Origin of the sequence: Fontibacillus forbon, assembly GCF_046559655.1 — a bacterium.
In the GTDB taxonomy this organism is placed as follows: domain Bacteria; phylum Bacillota; class Bacilli; order Paenibacillales; family Paenibacillaceae; genus Fontibacillus.
Genome location: NZ_JBKGFV010000002.1, coordinates 970,413 through 992,168, shown reverse-complemented (window position 1 = coordinate 992,168; position 21,756 = coordinate 970,413). Strand labels below are relative to the sequence as shown.

Genomic DNA, 21,756 nt, shown 5'->3' with positions numbered 1-21,756 from the left:
GATATGCAAGCTTTATCGATCCGTTTATGTATTCTCGGCCTGCTGATGGAAGAAAATATGCATCCTTATGAAATACGGACCCGGATGAAGGATCGATTCCTGGATTTTCAGGGCAGATTCAAAATCGGCTCTCTTTATTACGCTGTCGACCAGTTGGCCAAACAATCGTATATCGAAGCTGTGGAGACCATTCATAGCGACACCCGTCCGGACAAAACGGTATTCCGGATCACGGACAAGGGAAGGGCCTATTTTCAAAAACTGCTGCTGGATCGGTTCAAGGAGGATGTCCCGTTATTTCATCCGATGCATATCGCCCTGGTGTTTGCCGGGAAAGGGGACCGTGAAAAGATCGCTGCCATTCTAAGAGAACGGGTGCGTGAAGCCGAACATCAGGTGAATCTGTGCTATCAGGTCTATTGCGAGCACCAGGGAATCGTTCCCCGGAGCGTCTTGCATTTAATGGCAGGGCGATATGAACATGCAAAAACCGAGTTGGCTTGGCTCGTCCGGCTGCTGGCGGATACGGAGGCGGGACGGCTCAGCGAGAAGGAATTCTCCCCGCTGCTGGACGAAGACTAAGCCGAACAGGGGCGGGGGCCATGTTTATCCCGTATGGTTTTGAGGTATAAAGGAAGTACAAAGCCGTAACGAGGTGAGAGCATGTCAGACGATACAGTGAACACGGATCGTAACCTTCTTGAAAAAGTCTCTGTTGATCGGGATCATCCCGAACAGTATCCTACGGAACAGCCCAGTCTTTTTGATCGGTTTGAGAGCGAGCGGAACGTGGATCCGATTCCGGTCGAGGATTTGAATCTTCAGGTCCGGGATGAAAAGGACAAGGAAGCCACGAAGCAGTCGTCCTCCAGCGAGCGGAAGTATCGTACCGGATTCGAAGATAAGTAAGAGATAAGGAAGTCAAACAAAAATCCTCCGGGGGTCCATCATTCATGGACTTCAGGAGGATTTTTTTGAATGCATGCTTGTTGTTTTTTGCTGATATGAGTTGATGAGACGCTATTGCAGCTCTTTGACTATATTGGGGGGCGTATGTCCTTGCAATGCAAGCACCAGATTTTCGGCGGCAAGCATCGCCATCTCCCGGCGCGTATGCTCCGTCGCGGAGCCGATATGCGGCAGAGCGACCACGTTCGGCATGGCAAGCAAAGGATTGTCGGCCGCCACGGGTTCCCGTTCGAATACATCCAGCCCTGCTCCATAAATCAGTTTGTTCTCCAGGGCGTAAATGAGTGCGGATTCGTCGACCGTAGCGCCCCTCGACGCATTGATGAATACGGCTGTACGTTTCATCAGCGAGAACTCGCGCTGCCCGATCAATCCACGGGTTTCCGGCGTCAACGGCGTCATCAGCACGATGAAATCACTTTCGCGAAGCAGCTCGGGAAGGCTGCGGTATTCCGCTTGCAGGGCAGTCTCGGCTTCCGGCTTCCGGTGGCGGTTGTGATAGAGCACGTCCATGCCGAACCCGAATTTGCCCCGGCGGGCGACCGCTTCGCCGATGCTGCCCAACCCGATGATCCCAAGCTTTTTATGATGAACGTCAAGTCCGAATAAGAGTTCGTCGTCCCCGCGTTTCCACTGTCCTTCCTTGACGTACCGGTCCATTTCGGCGATCCGCCGGGCCGTGGACAGCATTAATCCCATAATCAAATCGGCCACCGTCTCGTTCAGGACATCGGGCGTATTCGTCCCCAGAACTCCCCGGCTTTTCATGGCCTCAAGGTCGAAGTTGTTATAGCCTACGCTGATATTGCTGACAACGCGTAAATGAGGAGCGTGCTCCAGCAATTCCGCATTGATTTTTCCGCCGGTAGTCAGAAGTCCATCGGCATCACCCAGACTTTCAAGCAGCCGTGCACGGGAGATGGGCTCCGGATGATCCCATTTGCTGTAACGGCAGTGTTCCCCGATATAGGCTTCCACCTCCGGCGGAACCTTTCTGGTAATATATACTTTCGGCTTCATAAGCTAGCGACTCCTCTCTTTATGTCTGGTGCCGGGTCTTCGCAGCTACCTGAGCGGTAACCAAGAAATGCTTTTAACGATTATCTCCTTTTTCGGGATACATGTCGTGATTCATCAAACGGTGCTCCGCCATGGCTTCATATTTCGTGTCGGGACGGCCGTAGTTGCAGTACGGATCGATGGAGATGCCGCCGCGCGGAGTGAACTTGCCCCACACTTCGATGTATTTCGGGTCCATCAGTTTAATCAGATCGTTCATAATTATATTAACGCAATCTTCATGGAAATCACCATGGTTTCGGAAACTGAACAAATAAAGCTTGAGAGATTTACTCTCCACCATTTTGATATCCGGAATATAACTGATATAAATGGTAGCAAAGTCCGGCTGCCCCGTAATCGGACAGAGACTGGTGAATTCCGGACAATTGAATTTTACGAAGTAATCGCGATAAGGATGCTTGTTATCAAAGCTCTCCAAGATTTCCGGGGTATAGGTCATAGGGTATTTAACGCCCTGATTGCCCAGAAGCGTTACATCCTGCATTTCTTGCTGCTGTCTTCCTGTCATCGTATTTCCTCCTTAATATAAAAAACTCTCTCAGATCACTGGCAGATCAATAGTTAGGATTTTACCTCGAAAGTTGAATAAATGCCCCGGGTGTTGATCCGCATCTGCAAGATTAACTGGATTTTCTCCAGTTAATTCTGGGATTTTAGTTGTCCCGGCGTAATTAACTGGATAACCTCCAGTTAATTTTGCGTGTTTACGCCTGAATACGGGAAATGGGGAGAAATAGCTGTAGGTTTTCCAGTTATTTCTCCAATTGGTCGCCTAACCGGCCGAATTAACTGTAGGTTTTCCAGTTAAGTCGCCGGTTAGTTCGCGTTCAGCGGATAGAATGTCAGATAAACGTGAGTTAACGCGAGCTAATCACGAGCTAACCACGAGCTAATCTAACCGCGAACTAACCGCGAACTAATTACGAATTAACCACAAACCAACCACAAACCAACCGGAAGCTAACCGCGAACTAATTACCAAACCAACCACAAACCAACCACAAACCAACCACAAACCAACCACAAACCAACCACAAACCAACCACAAACCAACCACAAACCTACCACAAAACAACCGGAAGCTAACCGCGAACTAATTACCAAACCAACCACAAACCGGCCGCCAACACACGCCGCCAACTCTCCCTGCCGCAACTAGCGGCTTCAAACACCCCGCTTGTTGCCCCACACGAGGGCATGGAGCTGGGGCAGCACGCGTACATCGTTCAAATCGCTTATGGACATGACCCGGTCAATAAGCGCTTCGTAACGATGCAGCAGATCCGCGGCATGATGGCCGATGTCCATCCGCCGCACGTCGGGATTGCCGACCTGTAGGAACATCGCAACGCCCGGGTACCGGGCGTGCACCTTCCTGGCGTAAGCCAGGTCGGCTTCGTCAAAGACGACGACCTTGAGGCTCGCCGCAAATGGGGCGGGCCGGGCCGAGAGCCTGGCGACCATGTCGTCCAGTACATGCCAATCCGTAGCCATCCCGGAGCTTGGAGGCTTGGGAGAGAGCGTCACCTGATGAATCTCGGCCAGCCAATCCTGCCACCGGGAGCCTTGGGTTTCCACGGCTATCGTGATGCCTTCATCGCGGAGGAGCGATACCAGACCCTCCAACTGGGGCAGAAGGGCGGGATTGCCGCCGGACAGCGTAACATGGGAAAACCGGTCGCCTCCGATTCTCCGCAGCTCGTCCCAGATTTCCGCAGGGGTCATCTTGGTGATCAAATCTTTGGCGCTGCCGTCCCAGGTAAACGCGGAGTCGCACCAGGAGCAACGATAGTCGCAGCCTGCGGTGCGGACGAACATCGTCTTTTGGCCGATGACCATGCCTTCGCCCTGGACGGTGGGACCGAAGATTTCAAGCACGGGAATCGGGGCCGGGCCAACGATATGGCCAGTATCCCCATTTCCGGGGCTCCCGGGGCTCGTGTTAATCCCGCTGCCGCTATTCATCCTGCATCCACTCCCGTCTCGCCTCGGCAAAGCTTGTCGGCGTTTCGTACAGGCGGACGAACTCGGTTCGTGCGTCCGGCAAGGAGGAGCGGTAATGTTCCGACAACAGTGCCGCCTCCATTTTTTCATATAGCCATACGACCATATTTTCCGCCGTCGTATTCATAGACGGTAGCGTCTCATTCAAATAGCGGTGATCGAGATAGCCCTCGATTTCGTTTTTCCAAATCTGCTTTACCGTGCCAAAATCGATGGTGATTCCCCGTTCGTCGGGCTTTCCGCTAATTCCGAAAACGACTTTGTACGTATGGCCGTGAAGATTTTTGCATTTTCCGTCATAGGCATGCAGGTGATGCGCCGCATCAAAGGTAAATTCCTTGCTGACAAGAACGCGGCGCCGATGGTACCGAAGCTGATCTTTCGAGATATCCTCTCCGAAGACTTGCAACCGTTCCACGATGCGAAATGCTCCCGGTTCCCGGTTCGTCATTCCTGTTCCTCCTTCCCGGAGGTCTGAGAGAGACCGTTCTCCATAAATCTGAAGTTATGCGATACAGTCGTTTGATTTCCAGCCTCACGGCGCAAGCGCAGGTAGCTCTCCATTCCGGCTCTTCTCAGTTTGCAGGCGGGGCATTCGCCGCATCCGTCGCCAATGATGCCGTTATAGCAAGTCAGCGTGTTTTCGCGGACAAAGTCGAAGGCTCCGAGCTCGTCGGCCAATTGCCAGGTTTGGGCTTTGTCGATCCACATTAAAGGCGTATGAATGACGAATTCGTAGTCCATCGCCAGATTCAAAGTCACGTTGAGCGATTTGACGAAGACATCCCTGCAATCCGGATATCCGCTGAAATCGGTCTCGCATACGCCGGTTACCAGATGACGGGCTCCGACGCCCTTGGCCAAAACAGCCGCGAAACTAAGAAACAAGTGATTTCTTCCGTCCACGAAAGTGCTGGGAAGCTCTCCTTCTTCATGTACGATCGGAATATCGGTGCGGGTAAGCGCATTTTGAGTTAATTGGCCGAGCAGACTCATGTCCAGCACGGTCAATTTGACGCCGAGCTCAGCGGCGATTCTTTTGGCGCATTCGATCTCCATGGAATGGCGCTGGCCGTAGTCGAAAGTGACCGCTTCGACTTCCCTGAATTGCTTCAGCGCCCAGAACAGGCAGGTGGTGCTGTCCTGACCGCCGCTGAAAACAACGACCGCTTTTTCATTTTTAAGCATAAAAAAACCTCTCATTCTTCTTGGATTTGTTCCGAAGGCGATAGATCGTGTTTTCGCCTTAGTAGGAAATAGAAGAAAGAGAGTTCTTGAACTGACACCGCAAAAAAACAAGCCCATGCTATCCGTGCAGGGCACCATTAGTTTTTTATAGAGGGAGTTCGCGAACCTCTCCCGTGCGGACAACGCACGGATCTTCTTCAATTGTTACGGGTTTGCACCCGCAGCTATTATATCATAGCTCTATTATTTGATCATATGGAAATGTTGGCATAATTCCGCCTATTTGTCTATTTACAACCGTAAACCTGTGGATGATAATGGAAGATATTATATGAAGGGGGAAAGAAACGGATGAAGAAAATAAAAACCAAATGGCTGGCGCTTCCACTAGCGCTGCTGTTGGTAGTGCTTGCTGGTTGCCAAGCGGTTGCAGGCTTTGATATCAACAAGGCACTCTTGCAAAGCGTTACGCCGGTATCGAGCGAATCGAGCCAAACTATGTCGGTTGAAGTTGTACCGGCAGCGGGTACGATCTCTGCAGAGGACAAGAAAATCATAGATTTGATCAATTCCTTCTCGCTGAAAGTAGATAGCGCCAAAACGCAGGATGCCAGCACGGCCTCGCTGAAAGGGACGGTCGGATTCGACGGCAAAAATCTTCCATTCCAATTGTCGATGGATGAGAAGGGCTTGGTAATCGAGGTAGAAGGAGCCAAGCAGCCGATATACATATCGCTTGATTCCGCCGCCGCAGATTTGCCGGATATGGCTGCCTACACTGAACAGACTCAGCAATTGTCGGTTCAGGCAACCGAGTTTTTCCTGAAGCATTTGCCGAATCCGAGCAAGATCTCTGTGAAGCAGGTTAGCGACAAGGTAAACGGGGAATCGGTGAATCTGACCAACCTGCAGGTTGAGGTAAGGGGAGACGAACTGGTCGGCCTGGTCAAACCATTCCTTACGAGTGCCGTAAAGGATGAACAAGGCATTAAAGATTTGATCGGTACATTTTACGACGTGTTCTATCCGTTGATGAGTTATGAAACGGGCAGCGACTTCATCGATTCCGATGACTTGGATGCTCTGCCTGAATCCAAAGCTGTGACGGTTGCGGCTTTAACGGCTGCGATTCAGGAAGAACTAAACAAATTCCTGGCCGATTACGATCAGCAAGTGGCTGATTTGTTGGCCGACACTCCGGAACTCGCAACGGTATTGGGCAAGGATACCTTCTTGAAAATGGACCTTGGCTTTGACAGCAAGCTCAACATCCGCAAGCAATATCTGGAACTGTCTGTGGCTCTGCCGGCTTCGGAAGATCTGCCAATCCAAGCCATCAAGGTTAAAGTGGCAAGCGATATCTGGAATGTGGGCGGCACGGTGACCGCCGACAAAGTGGACACCTCGAACGGGGTGATCGACGTTATGGACGGTACCTTGACGCCGGGGCAAGTGTTACGCAATTTTGAACAAGGTTCCGTAGTTTACAATTTATTGAAGGACGAAGCGCAAATTACGCATAAATCCATTTTTCTTGATCCTTACAATGAATACTACGGCGTGATCTCTAAAAAGAACACCTCCTTTGTTCCGCTTCGTTATCTGTCCGAGCAACTGGATGCCGAAGTAAAATGGACTCCGGGCTCCAAGCAAATCGTCATCATCGACGACATTACCGGTGGGCAGATTACGGTGTCTGTAGGCTCCAAAGAAGCTTCCGTGAACGGTAAAACGGTTACGCTGGCTCAACCGGTGTTCGTTCACCAGGATGGAACGATGTATGTTCCGCTGCGCTTCATTGCTGAGTCCTTGGGTGCAACGGTGACCGTAGATGAAGAGGGCTGGATTACGATTGAGCGTCAATAACGGTTTCATTTGAGGTAACCGAAAAGGTTGTCCCTTCCATCATTAAGGAGGGGGCAATCTTTTTTTGTGGACAATGCACGCCCTCCTGATATAATATGAGAACATAAAGAAAATGATAATCATTATCAATGAAGACGGAGGGTCCATCATGCGTTACATGAAACACAGCCTTTTATCTCTGACGGCGATATTGCTGCTGTCTATCGTTCTCTCCGCTTGCGGAGGCCAAAACGGCGCTAACAACAGCGCTAACGGCGGCAATGCGGCCACCAATGAAGCGGGTCAGAATGCCGGGAATCAAGGCTCGAATACGGAAGAGGCGAAGACTAAGATATTCAAAGATCTGAAAGGGGATATCGAAGTACCGACCCATCCGGAGCGGATTGTATCGGTCACTCATTTGGGCGATCTGCTGGCACTTGGCGTGAAGCCGGTCGGTGCAGGATCGCTGGCGCTGGAAAATTCCGTGCTTTTGGAAAAAGAACTGGAGGGCGTAGCCAATGTAGGTGACGTCTCCGTTGAAAAGGTGCTGGAGCTAAATCCCGACCTCATTATCGTGCCGTCGTATTTACCGGCGGAAAACGTGGAGCAGCTGAAAAAGATCGCTACGACCGTTACGCTTGCCACTACGGGCTGGGAAGGCATCGACCCGCTTGATGAAGTAAGAACGATGGGCGATCTGCTTGGACGCGAAAAGGAAGCGGAAGAATTCATCACCCGTTACAAACAAAAAGCGGAAGAAGCGAAACAAAAGTTGCAGGAAGTCATCGGACCGGACGAAACGATCGGGACCTACTCGATTTGGGCCAAAAACTTTTGGGTATGGCCGAAAACAAGAGACGCCGGATATAATTTGTATGAAATGTTCGGGCTGAAGCCGTTGCCGAAAATCGAGTCCGAGGTGTTCCCGGGAACCGGTGCGGATATCTCGCTTGAAGTGCTGGGTGATTATGCGGCCGATCATATGTTTGTTACCGTATATGAACCTGATGGCGGGGCAGAGCGGGCCAAAGAAATCATGAACGGGGCAATCTGGAAAAACATTCCGGCCGTGAAAAACAATCATGTGTATTTCCTTGATATGAAGGAATTCTGGATGGTTGACGGCTTGAATTTGGAGAAGCAGGTTGATATCCTTACGGATATGATTCTGAGTCAAAATCAAAAGTAAGGCCTATATGGAGCAGGCTGCCGTACTCTTAAGATTTCTTAAGAATGCGGCAGCCTTTTGACTTTAGGCCTTATTCATGGCAGCGGAAAAATCAGCAATAGCTTCGTGCAGAATGGTTGAGGGAGGCGCGTTCTTTTTGGCGGCGGACCTCGCTACCATGGCCGTAACGAACCGGTCCCACCAGCTCATGGCGTCGGGTTTCAATTCCCCTCCGAAGCATGAAATTTTTAGTGCGGAATCTCGTAATTCGGACGGCAGCGCATGGGTGACAAATTGATCTGATTGATCCGGGGATCCACAGCAAATGAATACCCCGACTTTTTTTTGCAAGAGCGTCTTAAGATGTTCACGAAATAGCCTGACGCAAGGCTTTTGCAGTTGTCCATAGTAGATCGATCCACCGATTATAATCTTTTCAAAAGCAGCGAGGTCGGGAAGGGGGTCATGATGCAAATTAACGATACTTACCGGGCCCGTTAACTGGGATTCCAGTATGGACGCGCATTTTGCCGTACAGCCGTACTTACCGGCATAAGCAATCAATACACTCATATCGAACCTCCTGTGTAATCCTCATTTTCCAAATTATATAAGATGGTGTCTCTAATAGATAAGAGATTTATCATACTGCCAAGCATGCAACCATATCAATGCGCATTGACAAATGACTTTGAGTTTATTTAGTATTATTTTGTATTCGTAAATTTTACTATTAAACGGGATTGAGCCCGGATCTGCGAAGGGAAGACGGACATGTTGAAGTTAAAAAAGGGCGATCTGTGGCTCATCGCCGTGCTTGTCGTAGTAGGTATCCTCTGGCTGGGGATCCGCTATTTTAACGAACAGAGTCATACTTATAATCCGGCAGACCTGAATGCGGTCATCACGGTGGACGGCCAATTGTACAAAACCGTTCCCTTGGACGGAGCATCGGAAGAAATCGAGATTAAAACCGAATTCGGACACAATATTCTTAAAAAGTTTGACGGGGGCATTCAGATGATTTTTGCGGATTGTCCCAAAAAAATTTCCATGGCCATGGGATTCATATCCCGGCCGAATGAGACCATCATCTGCGTCCCGAACCGGGTCTATGTGGAAATCGCCGGCAGTAAGGGCAGCAAGGAGACCCCGGAAGATGAAGTGGATGCTTATGCCCGTTAAGCGGGAAGGGCAAGCCTGGAGTCTGTGTTTTTACGAATCTCCCGCAGATCCAGGCTCAATACCTCCGGAAGACTCTTTTGCCTTTTGGATCCATTGTTCCACCGCTTTGCTGTTGAGGTAGATATAAGGGGTATCCGGTCGTGGAATTTCGGTCACCCGCTCGGCAGTAACCGCAATAACTTCTCTACCTTCGCGGATTACCGTAACCAGATTCCCTTCGACTTCTAACCATGCATCGTTTCGGACTTCCGGATCGTCAGCCTGAAGAATGACCGGAACGCCGAATGGATATGCATCCGCCGTGCAGCATTGCACGAGAAAACGTCCCAGGACAAATTCTTGATCCGGTGAAATGCCCTCATCGCGGTACACAAAACCGCTCAACTTGATCTTTTTCCCCTTAAACTCTTCTTTGAACAATTGTATGGCCCCTACGATTTCTGAATAAATTTCCGGTTTGACTTCGATCGGATCCTGCACATACAGCAGCTTGGCCAGTTCGGCAAATTCCACGTTGTACTTGTCCGGTGCTTTGAATTTGCCGTCCAGCTGTTCTCTGGTCAGCACGGGCGATCCGAGAATCATGCCTTTTTTTGTTGCGGCCGTGACCCCGAGAGCCTGGTCGGGAAGCAGGCTTCCTAACAGTAGCGGAAGGATAAATAGGGCATAGATCGCCGAATGTTTGAGTTTGGAACCGGTGACGGGGTGTTCGCAATGGCAATCCACACCGTGCTTCGTCCCGAACAAAGCCCGGTAAGCAAGATTGAGAGATAGCGCGACGAGCGGAATGACGCTCAGCCGGAGCCAAGGATACATTTCCGGTGCGACGTAATATTGAAGATATCCAGTGGCGGACAAACGTGCGATATATAAGGCAAAGCCGAGTAAGATGAGACTTCGGATCAGTTCATGGCTTCGGAAGAATGGCCTTTCATTCATCATAACTTCCCTCCTATTGACTTAAAAAGAGAGCATCCACAGCAACCGCTCCCGTAAAGACTACCGCGCAAATCAGAAAAGCCAAGTAAATGACGAATTTCGTTTTGAAAACGGACAGCAGCATTAACGTATTTTTGAAATCGAGCATCGGGCCGAAGACGAGAAAAGCGAGCAAGGAGCCGGACGAGAACGAATGGAGAAACGTTTGGGCGACAAAAGCATCGGAAGTGGAGCAAAGGGACAGCAGAAATGCGAAACCCATCATGAACACATAGGCGCTGACCGGGCCGTTGCCGATGGATTCTAGGCTTTCTTTTGCCACAAAGGATTGAATTCCTGCGGTAAGCATGCAGCCCAGCAACAAATATTTGCCCATATCAAAAAATTCATCCGCCGTGTGGACGAAGATGGAGGTCCATTTCTTTTCACCTTGATTTGAATGGGTATGGTGAGCGGTATGGTGGCAGGCGTGATTATGGTCGTGGTCATGGTCATGGTCATGATGGGAATGGGAGTGCGCCTTGGAGATGGAAGCCGTTTTAAGCGGATCATTTTTCCAGGTGACGTAAATCATGACCCCGATGGAGGCGGCTACGAAGAAGGCCAGTCCCATCCGGGCGTAAACCATCTCGGGATACAGCCGGAACGCCATGTAGGTCGCGCCGAACACGACCGGATTAATAATCGGCCCCGATAGAATAAAGACAGTCGCAATGTATACAGGCATGCCTTTCTGGATGAGCCTGCGAATCAGCGGAATCATGCCGCATTCGCAAACCGGGAACAAAAGTCCGAGAATACAGGCGGTCAAAATTCCGGCGGCAGGATTTTTCGGAATCCATTTTTTCAATAATTGTTCGGATACATATAAATGCACCAGCGAGGACAATAGCGAGCCTAGCAGTACAAACGGCAACGCCTCCAGTAATATGCCGAGAAAGCTTGTCCGGAACGTATAAAGGTAGGTCAAATTGATGGAGCCCGCAGTAAGAGGCAATAGGACGGTCAGACAAGCCAGAATGAACGCTGCGGGCGCCAAAATGGGAAGGATGCGGAGCGGAAACGGTTTGTTCATCGACGGGAATCTCCTCTTCAGGATACTTAATCATAATCATTACTATTTAGCAAAACAGGAGTTCAGAACAGAAAAGCAAAACTTTTCGTGAACCGTTGACAACTTGGAGAGCGGGGGATATAGTAAATGTTATTAATCGTAATAATTACGAATAAAGAAATGAAACAAATTACTTAAACTTGAAAGGGGCAAATGACTTAGTGACTTTGGATACGAAAATAATACCGGTCACCGTGCTTTGCGGCTATTTGGGATCAGGGAAAACCACGCTGCTTAACCACATACTGAACCAGCGCGGCGGCCTGAAAGTCGCCGTGATCGTGAACGACATGAGCGAAATTAATATCGACGCAGGCCTGGTGAGCAATGGGGCCCAGTTGTCCAGAACGGAAGAGAAGCTGGTGGAGCTGTCCAACGGCTGCATCTGCTGTACGCTCCGGGACGATTTGCTGCGGGAAGTCCAAAAGCTGGCGGCGGAAGGCCGGTTTGATTACATTCTGATCGAATCGACCGGAATCAGCGAGCCGGTTCCGATTGCTCAAACCTTTACTTATGAAGATCCCGAAACGGGAATCGACTTGACCGCCCTTGCCAGACTGGACACCATGGTGACCGTGGTGGATGCCTATCGGTTCTGGCATGATTTCGGCTCGGGCGAAACGCTGCTCGACCGGGGCCAGGCGACAGGGGAGGAGGATACGCGGGACGTGGTCGATTTACTGATCGACCAGATCGAAACCTGCGATGTGCTGATCTTGAATAAATGCGATCTGGTGGGCGAAGAGGAGCTGGAAGAACTTAAGGGAGTGCTTCGCAAACTGCAGCCGACGGCCAAGCTGCTCACTTCTAGCAACGGTGTCGTGGACCCGAAGGAGATATTGAATACGGGACGGTTTGATTTTGAAAAAGCCAGCTTGTCCGCCGGTTGGATCAAAGAGCTTCAGAAAGACGAGCATACGCCCGAGACGGAAGAGTATGGCATCGGTTCTTTCGTGTACCGGAGATCAAAACCTTTTCATCCGGAAAGGCTCGGTAAGGTATTGGAAAATTGGCCGGTTGAAGTCGTAAGAGCCAAAGGAACCGTATGGCTCGCGGTGAAACATGACCTGGCGGCAAGCCTGAGCCAAGCCGGCCCCTCGATTCAGTTCGGTCCGGCCGGCCGGTGGGTGGCTGCTCTGACTGAGGAAGAACGGCAGGAGGTGTTTCGGATGGAACCGGAAGTACTGATGAAATGGGATTCCGTCTGGGGCGACCGCATGAACGAAATTGTGTTGATCGGCATCGACATGGATCGAAACTTGCTGGAGCGGGACCTGGACGATTGCCTGCTTACTGCCGAGGAGATGGAGCTGGATTGGTCCGGGTTCAACAACCCGCTCCCCTGGATTAGCGATGAAGACTACGAAGCGGCCATGGGCAACTGAACCGGATTAACGGGTTGTTCGGAAAAGGAAGGAGGTGAAGGTAAATGCGCGTAGTTGTCACTCTGGCTTGCACGGAATGCGGGGACAGAAACTATACGACCACCAAAAATAAGAAAACTCATCCGGAACGTCTGGAGCTGCGTAAATATTCGCCGCGGCTAAGAAAATATACGATTCACAGAGAAACAAGATAGCCAGGGGTTGCTGGACGCCCTCAACTGAATAAGACCGGCCGTCGGCCGGTCAAATGATATTTTTTCCGTAAAAAATTTCGTCCATCTCAATCGTCAGCCGCTCCGTAATTTCCTGTTGTTCCTTGGGACTAAGCGTGTCCTTGGTGTAACCGAACAGGTAGTTGTTCAGATCAAATTCCTTCAGCTTGCATTTGGTATGGAAAATATGCTCCTGGTATACATTGACGTCAATCATTTGATATTGGTCCAGTACTTCGTCCGGAATATAGTTCTGAATGGAGCTGATATCATGGTCGATAAACAGCTTCTGGCCGTTGATATCGCGGGTGAAGCCTCTGACCCTGAAATCGATCGTCATAATATCGGTATCGAAGGAGTGAATTAAATAGTTCAGCGCCTTGAGCGGCGAAATTTCGCCGCAGGTGGAGACGTCGATATCCGCCCGAAACGTGCTGATGCCTTCATTCGGATCATATTCCGGATACGTATGGACGGTGATATGGCTTTTGTCCAATTGGATGACTACATTATCGGGAAGCGGCCCGGGTGATTCTTCAAACGATTCGTTCGGCACCTCCACGACCGGACCTTCCGAGACGAGTACCGTAACGCTGGCCCCTTGGGGAACGTAATCCTGCTTGGCGACATTCAGCACATGGGCGCCGATGATTTCCGCGACGGTGGTCAGGATTTTCGTCAGCCGGTCCGAATTATATTGCTCGTCGATGTAGGCGATATAGGCTTCGCGTTCCTCCTTGGTTCGCGTATAGCAGATATCGTACATATTAAAGCTGAGCGATTTGGTCAGGTTGTTAAACTCGTGCAACTGGATCCGCTGTTCCTGGGTCAGTTTCATGAGGGAATCCCCCTTTTTCGTGGCTGGTCTCATGGTAAAGTTTGTTTGCATTACCTTACTTTTATACCCATTCTGTCCCGGAAAAAACGTTTAGCCAGAGAGAAGGGGAGAGATCGCCGCCATGAAAGGAAGAATCAGGTTAAATTATCCCATCTGTCCCACTGTTCCTTAGGGTTCAGTTTATAAATTTCTCTATCCCGGCTCATGAGCCCGTGAATGATAAACTCTCTGCGGATGGTCGCATAATCCTCGTGATGCGGTTTGATATACTCGTTGATTTCTTTCTCCGTATAAATACGGTCCGGTTCCAGTTCCGAGACAAGATGGTGGAGTACGATTAGTTTCTTCTTATATTTGGTAGGCAGCTCCTTCAATCTTCCTTCGGTTGTAAAAAAGTTTTTGATGACGTTGGTTTGTAACGCCTGTTGTTTCGGGTCCATGGTTCGCTGGTTCACTTTTTGCTTTTCATCTTCCTGTCGGTTCATGAAAGACTGTCCTCCTTATGCTGTTCAAATTGGAACAGATATACAGTTTACCGAATTAGATATTTATTTAATTAGATAATAATCGAATTAGGTTGTGAAGTCAATGCCATGCTTTGCTCAGCAGACCATAACAAATAGACATTAATACAGTAACCTGTCTCTTTTAGTGCAGGGTATCAGCAGGGGCAGCTAAGACAGTCTTCAATTAGGGTAAATACATCGAAGGCCCGGCGGATGAAACCCGCCGGGCCTTTCATTGCGATGATTAAGGATTAAGATTAAGGCTCGAGTCCCCAAACCAGGCTGCCGTTCAGGTAGGCAGGAACGCGCTCCCAGTCGGCGTATGCCGATTTGGTCGAGTCATATGAGAAATCGTCCGCTTCCGCATAGTTACTCCAATCGGTTTTATTGATGCGGACTTGAATTTCTCCAGTGTCGGCTCCTGGTGCCAGGCTTCCCGCTCCGGCGCTAAAGGAAATCTCGATATAGTAATCTCCTCCCGGAAGAGCAGGGTCCACCTTGACGAAGGCGCCGCTGACGTTGCCGCTTCCGATCGCGGCATAGTCACTGTGGAACTGCTGTGCTTTGTCTCCATCGATGGTGTAATAGTAGCGTAGCTTCACGTCGCTTAAAGCAATAGCTTCGTCACCGTTGTTGATTATTTTGAATTGGGCCCGGATTTGGTTGTCGTTCGCGTTGTTGTCGTTCGTCCGGTACTGGACGGTCAAATCGCCTTCCGCCGGAATCGGCGCCTCTGTCGGTGTCGCGCTGACCTCTGCGGAATCCGGGCTGAAACCTACCGCATTGCTTGCGCTTACCACATAGTAGTAGGTCGTGTCGTTGACCACGTCGAAATCGTTGTAAGCCATTTCGGAAATCGTGGCTATGTCGGTGTAAGGTCCGCCGCTGAGCGTGGCCCGTTTGACCGTATAAGACTCGGCGCCGGTCGATTTGTTCCAGGTCAAACCGACTTGAGCATCACCGGCGGTCGCTTTAAGACCCGTAGGCGCTTTAGGAGCTACAGGCTCCACCGGGCCTCCGCCACCGCCGTTAATCAGCCGGTCATATTCGGCATAGGCCGTAGCCATGTCGACTTGGGACCAGAAGCGGTGGTACGTGAATTCCGGAGCTCCGTTATCCCATTGTTTGGTTTGCGGATTCCAGGACGTGTTGAATTTGTTTTCGAGATAAGACCAGTCCGGATCGTTTGTAATGTCCTGACGGACGTCGATATAGCTGGCGTACACTCCGTTTCCGCCTTTGGCAGGATCGGAAGGCACGGCATTGCTGCCCGGAATGGCGTTGCCTTGGCCGAAGGTTCCGTTCCAACCGTTAGGGAAGTATATCTCCTTCATAAAATATCTGTAATAATCGCCGCGGGGCTCAACCGTCGTGATGCCGACGCCGTCATTATAGCCCCAGGCGGCATCCAGCAGCGATTTGGCCAATTGTTCGGCTTGGCTGCCGAGTGCGGTGTAGCTGCCGTTTTCCGCCTTCGTAGCGGCTGCAAAGAAAGTTAAAGCCTTGATATAGCTTCCGAGGACCCCGGCGTCTTGTCCCGGGTTTTTGGTGACTACATGAAGACCCGGATTACCGGTATGATTGCTGAATCCGTTCCAGCTGTCCGGCTTGCCTTGCCATTCCAGATTGCTCGGAATCCAGAATTCCCCGGGAGCGGACACGGTAGCGATTTGCGGATCGTTGCCGCCGAGTACCCGGTTTCCTTGCTGATCGAGGTAATAGCCTTCCGAATCGGTCACCGGACGGTTGTTGGCGAAGGCGTAATCCATCGACCAGTCGACCCAACTTTCAACGACCTGCTTGGCCATTTGGAAGTTTTCGGACGAGGTGTCTCCGCTGGAAGCGAGAATATAGTATAACTCCGCGATCCGTTCCACCGGCCAGGCTTGCATGCCGAACCAGTTGTTGGAAGGAGGATCATGATAGACCGGTGCGTCGTCATAGGCCATTCCGTAGAACGTACTGGTTCCTGCCGGATAAGCTTTGTAGGCCCCGTCATAGCTGTTGGTCGCCCCGCCGGCAATGGCGCCTTCGCTGGACTGCAGCCAGGAATAGAATTCAAGCTGACGTTTCAGCGAAGTAGCCCAATCCGTGCCCGCCGTCGGCGAAGCAGGAATGAGGCCGCCTTCCGGGTCGGACAGGGCATAGGCAGCGACCACGTTTTGATAGCCTTGATGCGCATGGCTGGCTCCGATGCGCCAAGCCCAGTTGCCGGTGTTTCCAAGCCCGCCGCCCCAGGCGGTATACCAGGCCATCAGATAGTGCGCGGCATCTTTACCGGTACCGGCCGAAGGCGAGCCGTCGGAGGCGCTTCCGATTTGCTGGAAGTACTTGTCGTACATGCCGTAGCGCAAATAGTCGCCCATTTTTTCGGCCTTTTGCAAATAAACTTCATTATCATAGCCGAGTTCTTTGGCCCAATACATGGCTTGAATCGCCCGCGCATCGGCATCCGTGGCATTGGTATAACGCCATTGCGGAGCAGGCGTGTTGCTCTCTTTCGTGAAGAGGGTCATAAATCCTTCGCCGGGTTTACCGAACGATTTGTCGTCCTGGGAGGGGTGAGGAACCGCTTCCCATACCGATTCCTGTTCGCCGCGTTGGAAGGTGTTTACGTAAGCGGCGGTATGGCTGGGGTTGAGCAGGTTTCCGAAACCGTACCAGTTGTCCACGTCGACGAGCCAGTGCATAAGATAGGTCTGGTTATTGCCGTAGGTCGCCTTCAGTTCGGCATCGAGCGGGTCCTTGCCTGCGGCATATTGTCCGCTTAGCTGGCTTGGATACTTGTCCGGCTGGTCATATTCTGCGGCATAGGTCGCCGGACTGTTAGGGTTATAATAGCTCATGGTCGGCTGTTCTTCTTTGCCGTCGCCTTCATTCACCGGGATAATATATTTCTCCATGTTATCCCAGGCTTCTTCAAGCTTGCTCCAGTCTCCCGTATAGTGGCCATACAACACTTCAAGCCACATCCAGTAGCTGTAGGCTTCGGAGGTCGTCATATGCCCGTAATCCGGGGCTTCGCTCATTAAGGTTTCAACAGCGTGATAGGGGATGCCTTCGGGCGAAAAATATCCGCTAGCGGGATCTTTAAGCTGATCGTAAAGCTGCAGAAAGCGGGTTTCCTCCGTGGAGGCGGCCATCGCTTTGGGAGTCCCGGCCCCGAACACGCCGGTCATCAGGGAAAATAATAATGCTGCGGTCAAAGCAAGCGAGAGGGGTTTCCTGAACACGTTCGATCTTTTCATAAATCCATCATCCCTTCAATGTGATTTGGGTAAGGATTAAATGATTTGCTTATCGATCTCGGCAGTCAGTACAATCTAGGCTTTGCTCAAGGTGTGGCTCAGGGCTCTGCTCCCCATACAAGAGTTCCGTTCAGGTATAAAGGAGTTTTGTTCCACTCGGCATAACTTTGCAGCGTTCCGTCATAAGAATAATCATCGCTTTCGCTAAAGTTGGTCCAATCGGCTTTGTTGAAGCGGATTTGAATTTCCCCGGTGTCGGCACCCGGTGCCAGGGTGCCCGCACTTGGGCCAAACGAAATTTCAAGATAATAATCGGCCCCGGGAAGAGGCGATTCCAGTTTAACGAAAGAGCCGCTGACGTTGCCGCTGCCAATGGCTGCGTAATCGCAATGGAACTCCTGCGCTTTGTCTCCGTCGATCGTGTAATAATAACGCAGCTTCACATTGCTTAGCGAAATGCTTTCGTCTCCGGTGTTGGCGATCTTGAACTGGGCCCGGATCTGATTATCTCCGGCATTGGTGTCGTTGGTGCGATATTGAACTTTTATGTCCCCTTCCGTAGGAATGGGGATTTCTCGCGGTGTAGCGCTGACTTGGGCGGATGGGAGGCTGCTGCCGACCTGATTTCTCGCCGTAATGACATAGAAATAGGTCGTTCCGTTACTCAGTCCGCTATCGCTGAACGAGGTTCCGGTCACGTTGCCTACGGAAGTATAAGGACCGCCGCTCGCTTCCGAACGTTGAATCACATAATCGGCCGCTCCCGATACCGCATTCCAGGACAAGGCAACCTTTCCGCTGCCCGGAGTCGCAATCACTCCTTTAGGCGCCGCAGGAACCTTGGGTTCTCCCGGATTTCCTCCTCCGTCCGGCAATTCTCCGAATACCCGGACACCGGCGTCAAATACCGGGATATTAGCCGTTTTTATTGGGCCGCCGCTGTTACTCCCGATTCCCTGATACGAAAAGTCGTTGCTGTTATCCCAGAAATTCGTGTTCAGCGGTCCGGCGATACGGAATTGCACTTCTTTACGGTAAGCCGATTGGCCGCCCGGATAGATGCGGGTTCCGCTGAAATCGACGTTCGTGTAGTAAATGTTGTTTGCTTCATCGTGCGGCTGCAACTGGGATACGGTAGCCCCCTGGTTATAGCCTCCGGCAGTTACCGTAATGTCTTCCGGTCCATACCCGGCCGCGACCGCTTCGCTAAGATCAAGATAATATTTGAAGGACATGTCCTCGCTGGCGCGTGCGGGCCATCCGGAGCGATTGTTTAGCAAGGCCCGGATTTCGATAAAGTTGCTGCCGCTGGCATTGACCGAAGCCTCTAAGAACATTTCGTCCTCGCGCGTTTCCGGCGCAGGGAACGAGGAGAGGGGCTGCTGGCCGGCGCCGTGAAGCAACATCATTTTGGCCAATGCGCCGGTGAATCCGGCATTATAATCCGTCGCAACTTCGTTGGACACGTAATCGCCGATCGAGTCGGTGTAGGCGTCGGTTTTTGACGGTCCGCCGACAAGCGCGCCGTACAGCACATGGCGGTGATTTGAAGGTACGGACTGGCTGTCCGCCCAGGATCCGTGAGAGGTGCGATGATGCGGATGATGTGGCGAATTATCGCCGAAGCCGATGACATAGCTGCTGTTACGCGGATTGTCGCCCAGCATGTACAAAATTTGCTGTTCAGCGAATGAACGCGCGTTTATTTTCTTCGTAGCATCGCTCACCCAATCGGAATACACAAAGGCCAGAAATGCCTGGTTGGCGGAATACCGCAGGGCGCCCCATTGATCGAGATGGGCCAGGCCGCCGGGGGTGTATGTTACCTTTTCACCCGTGCCGCTAACGCCGGTTGTCCAGAATTCCATATTCCGTTCCGTGGATTGAACGAAACGGGGGTCTCCGGTAATCCGGGCCAGCAGAAGCTGGGCTCCATAGTGTTTATCATCCCAAGCGTGGGTCCATTTGTAATCCCATTGTCCTTGCTGGTTGGTGCCCCACAGATCGCTTGCCGCGATCGCTTTATCCAGGTAACTCTGCTCCTGGGTCGCCAGGTAAAGCCAGATAGCTCCCCAACTGAGCTCATCCGCATAACCGCTCCAGGAATTATAAAACTGCTTGGCGTCGGTGATGCTGTCGGAATATTTTCCGCGGTACTGATCCGCGAAGCTATACAATTCCTTGGCATGCTGGAGCAGTTCGGCGGAGTAGGAGGGATCGCTGTCTTTAAAAATGATCGAAGCGGCTGCCAGCGCGGCGGCCGTCTCACCGGCCAGATCGGAGCCGGGATGGGTGGCGTCGATTTTATATGCCGGGCGCTGCATCGGCATTACCTCGGCCGGCCCCCACCAGTTGTGGTCCGCCGTTCCGTTGCCGACTTGACCCCACAACTCATTCGGCGCTGTATGCGCTTTCATGAAATAGTCCGTTGCCCAGCGGATATTGTCCAGAACTTCATCCAGTTGACCGGACTGTTCATAACCTTCCCGGTATTCGTAAACCGACCAGGCCAGCAGGGTTGCCGTAGAAGCCATCGGAAATCCGAACTTGACGTGGTCTCCGGCATCATACCACCCGCCGGTCAAATCATGCCCTACGTCCGCACCGTCCTGCATTCCCGAATCTCCCCGCCATTCCACGCGGTTGTTATCGGGAAGCTCTCCGGAACGCTGCGCTTCATAGAAATAGATCGATTTTTGCAGCGCCTCGGCATAATTGTAATCGGAAGGGGCTGCGCTTGCTTTGCCGGGAAGGGATGACCAGCCCGAATAGCTTGTAAGCGCTAACAAAATACTGAAGGACAGTGCACTACTTTTCCTGAACCATTTGCCCATAGCAGATTTCATCCTCTCTTAGAGTGATTCTACTAAACAAACGACTTTCGGCTGCAACGACAAAAAAATAGCCCGTTCACCTCACTTTCGTTAAAGTAGAGGACGCGCTGCCTTGGTCATTGGGACACCTTCTCCTTTGGCCTCATCCATAATATACCATGTAAATCTAGTATTTTCTAGTTTTTACAGTAAAAAATTTCTATTAATTCCATATCAATGTGAAAAACCCCTCATTCTCGACATGAGGGGTTCTCGTAATTACGCGTAAAATGTCAACCGGGGGGCGCTACACCTGTAAATCTTAAGCATCAGGCTTGTTTAAACGGACGTTTTGTTTCAACAAATCCCGGATTTCGGCCAATAGGATTTCCTCGTTGGTAGGTGCCGGTGCTTCCTCCGGTTTGGCTTCCTCCTTGTGTTTGAATCTGGAAATACCCTTAATAAAGAGGAAGATAGAAAAGGAAACGATCAGAAAATCGACGACGGTTTGCAAAAACAGTCCATATTTCAATACAGCGTCCCCAAGCGTAAATGTCAGGCCGGACAGATCGATGCCCCCGAGAAGCAGTCCTACCAGCGGCATGATAATATCGCTTACCAGCGAAGCTACGATTTTACCGAAGGCGGCCCCGATGATGACCCCGATGGCGAGATCAAGAATATTTCCTTTCAAAGCAAAGGCTTTAAACTCTTTCCACATAGGTGGTTGACACATCCTTGTTCTAAAATTGCCGTAACCGTTAGGATAGTTACTTAGCTTACATTAAGAGTTATTTTATCCGAATTATTGGGATGTGCCAACCGGGTCCGAGAAAAAAACCTTCCCGAGAAGGGAAGGCCGGGATAACCCGTTTGTGCCTATCCGGTGCAATTCCTTTAATATTTCGGATTCGGTCCGTACTGATTGGTGCCTTCGTCGCTGTCCAGACACATGAATACAAGCAGGATAATTGCCCCGGCGACCGGCACGAAACTGATCAGAGCCCACCAGCCGCTTTTGCCGGTATCATGCAGCCGGCGGAAGACCAGGGCGATGGAAGGGATTAATACGGCCAGTGCATAGAGATAGCCAAGCACGTTAGGTAGGTTGAGCAATCCGCTTATAAAACCCAGGACAAAAGAGATGATGAAATTGAACAGAACGAACATCCAATATTCTTTTCGCCGGGCTCTTCCTTGGAACCCTACATAATTTTGCAAAACCTTGAGATACCACTCCATGAATAAAATTCCCT

At 51.0% G+C, this 21,756-nt stretch carries 20 protein-coding genes, 1 pseudogene and 1 riboswitch; of the genes and pseudogenes, 7 read left to right on the top strand and 14 right to left on the bottom strand.

All coding sequences use genetic code 11. The features are described from left to right. Positions 1 to 3: 3 nt before the first annotated feature. Positions 4 to 582 (top strand): PadR family transcriptional regulator, encoded by a 579-nt coding sequence (locus tag ACLB09_RS11550; RefSeq protein WP_410769955.1) that lies wholly within the window; start codon positions 4 to 6, stop codon positions 580 to 582. A gap of 81 nt (positions 583 to 663) precedes the next feature. Beyond that, the gene (locus tag ACLB09_RS11545; RefSeq protein ID WP_410769954.1) at positions 664 to 909 is read left to right on the top strand and encodes a hypothetical protein; all 246 of its coding nucleotides are present in this window, start codon (positions 664 to 666) and stop codon (positions 907 to 909) included. Between the two features lie 111 nt (positions 910 to 1,020). Here ACLB09_RS11545 and ACLB09_RS11540 read toward each other — a convergent pair whose 3' ends face one another. The 5 genes and pseudogenes from ACLB09_RS11540 to queC form a co-directional block, all read right to left on the bottom strand. Beyond that, entirely contained in the window at positions 1,021 to 1,989 is a 969-nt protein-coding gene (locus ACLB09_RS11540) for a 2-hydroxyacid dehydrogenase (RefSeq protein ID WP_410769953.1), read from the bottom strand. A gap of 73 nt (positions 1,990 to 2,062) precedes the next feature. Beyond that, positions 2,063 to 2,560, bottom strand: coding sequence for a preQ(1) synthase (queF, locus tag ACLB09_RS11535; RefSeq protein WP_410769952.1), 498 nt, complete (start codon positions 2,558 to 2,560; stop codon positions 2,063 to 2,065). Between the two features lie 656 nt (positions 2,561 to 3,216). Continuing rightward, positions 3,217 to 4,017 carry a 7-carboxy-7-deazaguanine synthase QueE gene (queE, locus tag ACLB09_RS11530; protein ID WP_410769951.1) on the bottom strand — a complete coding sequence of 267 codons (801 nt, stop codon included), beginning with the start codon at positions 4,015 to 4,017 and terminating at the stop codon, positions 3,217 to 3,219. Further along, complete coding sequence (gene queD / locus ACLB09_RS11525) at positions 4,010 to 4,507, bottom strand: 6-carboxytetrahydropterin synthase QueD (protein ID WP_410769950.1); 498 nt, start codon at positions 4,505 to 4,507, stop codon at positions 4,010 to 4,012. The genes queE and queD overlap by 8 nt, the downstream gene beginning before the upstream one ends. 74 nt (positions 4,508 to 4,581) lie before the next feature. Further along, positions 4,582 to 5,244 (bottom strand): annotated as a pseudogene (queC, locus tag ACLB09_RS11520) (7-cyano-7-deazaguanine synthase QueC); the annotation flags it as partial. A gap of 131 nt (positions 5,245 to 5,375) precedes the next feature. Beyond that, positions 5,376 to 5,419, bottom strand: a riboswitch (PreQ1 riboswitch). 176 nt (positions 5,420 to 5,595) lie between these two features. Between queC and ACLB09_RS11515 the strand changes: the two are divergent. Both ACLB09_RS11515 and ACLB09_RS11510 read left to right on the top strand, forming a co-directional pair. Beyond that, positions 5,596 to 7,110, top strand: coding sequence for a copper amine oxidase N-terminal domain-containing protein (locus tag ACLB09_RS11515; RefSeq protein ID WP_410769949.1), 1,515 nt, complete (start codon positions 5,596 to 5,598; stop codon positions 7,108 to 7,110). A gap of 148 nt (positions 7,111 to 7,258) precedes the next feature. Then, positions 7,259 to 8,281 carry an ABC transporter substrate-binding protein gene (locus ACLB09_RS11510; RefSeq protein WP_410769948.1) on the top strand — a complete coding sequence of 341 codons (1,023 nt, stop codon included), beginning with the start codon at positions 7,259 to 7,261 and terminating at the stop codon, positions 8,279 to 8,281. 63 nt (positions 8,282 to 8,344) lie between these two features. On the opposite strand, the gene ACLB09_RS11505 is transcribed toward ACLB09_RS11510, so the two are convergent. After that, positions 8,345 to 8,833, bottom strand: coding sequence for a flavodoxin domain-containing protein (locus ACLB09_RS11505; protein WP_410769947.1), 489 nt, complete (start codon positions 8,831 to 8,833; stop codon positions 8,345 to 8,347). A 201-nt stretch (positions 8,834 to 9,034) separates the two neighbouring features. On the opposite strand from ACLB09_RS11505, the gene ACLB09_RS11500 reads away from it, so the two are divergent. Next, on the top strand, positions 9,035 to 9,445 hold the full coding sequence (locus tag ACLB09_RS11500) for a NusG domain II-containing protein (protein WP_410769946.1): 411 nt from the start codon (positions 9,035 to 9,037) through the stop codon (positions 9,443 to 9,445). 30 nt (positions 9,446 to 9,475) lie between these two features. Here ACLB09_RS11500 and ACLB09_RS11495 read toward each other — a convergent pair whose 3' ends face one another. Then, the gene (locus ACLB09_RS11495) at positions 9,476 to 10,387 is read right to left on the bottom strand and encodes a TIGR03943 family putative permease subunit (RefSeq protein WP_410769945.1); all 912 of its coding nucleotides are present in this window, start codon (positions 10,385 to 10,387) and stop codon (positions 9,476 to 9,478) included. A gap of 10 nt (positions 10,388 to 10,397) precedes the next feature. Next, positions 10,398 to 11,459: a permease gene (locus ACLB09_RS11490; RefSeq protein ID WP_410769944.1), complete on the bottom strand. Its 1,062-nt coding sequence runs from the start codon at positions 11,457 to 11,459 to the stop codon at positions 10,398 to 10,400. Positions 11,460 to 11,665: 206 nt separating this feature from the next. On the opposite strand from ACLB09_RS11490, the gene ACLB09_RS11485 reads away from it, so the two are divergent. Beyond that, the gene (locus ACLB09_RS11485; protein WP_410770074.1) at positions 11,666 to 12,883 is read left to right on the top strand and encodes a GTP-binding protein; all 1,218 of its coding nucleotides are present in this window, start codon (positions 11,666 to 11,668) and stop codon (positions 12,881 to 12,883) included. 44 nt (positions 12,884 to 12,927) lie between these two features. Continuing rightward, positions 12,928 to 13,077 carry a 50S ribosomal protein L33 gene (gene rpmG / locus ACLB09_RS11480; protein ID WP_059046469.1) on the top strand — a complete coding sequence of 50 codons (150 nt, stop codon included), beginning with the start codon at positions 12,928 to 12,930 and terminating at the stop codon, positions 13,075 to 13,077. Between the two features lie 49 nt (positions 13,078 to 13,126). On the opposite strand, the gene speD is transcribed toward rpmG, so the two are convergent. From speD to ACLB09_RS11450, 6 genes are all read right to left on the bottom strand, one after another. Next, positions 13,127 to 13,933, bottom strand: coding sequence for an adenosylmethionine decarboxylase (speD, locus tag ACLB09_RS11475; protein WP_410769943.1), 807 nt, complete (start codon positions 13,931 to 13,933; stop codon positions 13,127 to 13,129). A gap of 134 nt (positions 13,934 to 14,067) precedes the next feature. Then, on the bottom strand, positions 14,068 to 14,418 hold the full coding sequence (locus ACLB09_RS11470; RefSeq protein WP_410769942.1) for a DUF2087 domain-containing protein: 351 nt from the start codon (positions 14,416 to 14,418) through the stop codon (positions 14,068 to 14,070). 278 nt (positions 14,419 to 14,696) lie between these two features. Then, positions 14,697 to 17,618, bottom strand: a complete 2,922-nt coding sequence (locus tag ACLB09_RS11465) for a glycoside hydrolase family 48 protein (RefSeq protein ID WP_410770073.1) — start codon at positions 17,616 to 17,618, stop codon at positions 14,697 to 14,699. A gap of 167 nt (positions 17,619 to 17,785) precedes the next feature. After that, positions 17,786 to 20,521: a glycoside hydrolase family 9 protein gene (locus ACLB09_RS11460; RefSeq protein WP_410769941.1), complete on the bottom strand. Its 2,736-nt coding sequence runs from the start codon at positions 20,519 to 20,521 to the stop codon at positions 17,786 to 17,788. 301 nt (positions 20,522 to 20,822) lie between these two features. Continuing rightward, entirely contained in the window at positions 20,823 to 21,221 is a 399-nt protein-coding gene (gene mscL, locus ACLB09_RS11455) for a large conductance mechanosensitive channel protein MscL (RefSeq protein WP_410769940.1), read from the bottom strand. A gap of 176 nt (positions 21,222 to 21,397) precedes the next feature. After that, positions 21,398 to 21,742: a DUF805 domain-containing protein gene (locus ACLB09_RS11450; RefSeq protein WP_410769939.1), complete on the bottom strand. Its 345-nt coding sequence runs from the start codon at positions 21,740 to 21,742 to the stop codon at positions 21,398 to 21,400. Positions 21,743 to 21,756: the final 14 nt, after the last annotated feature.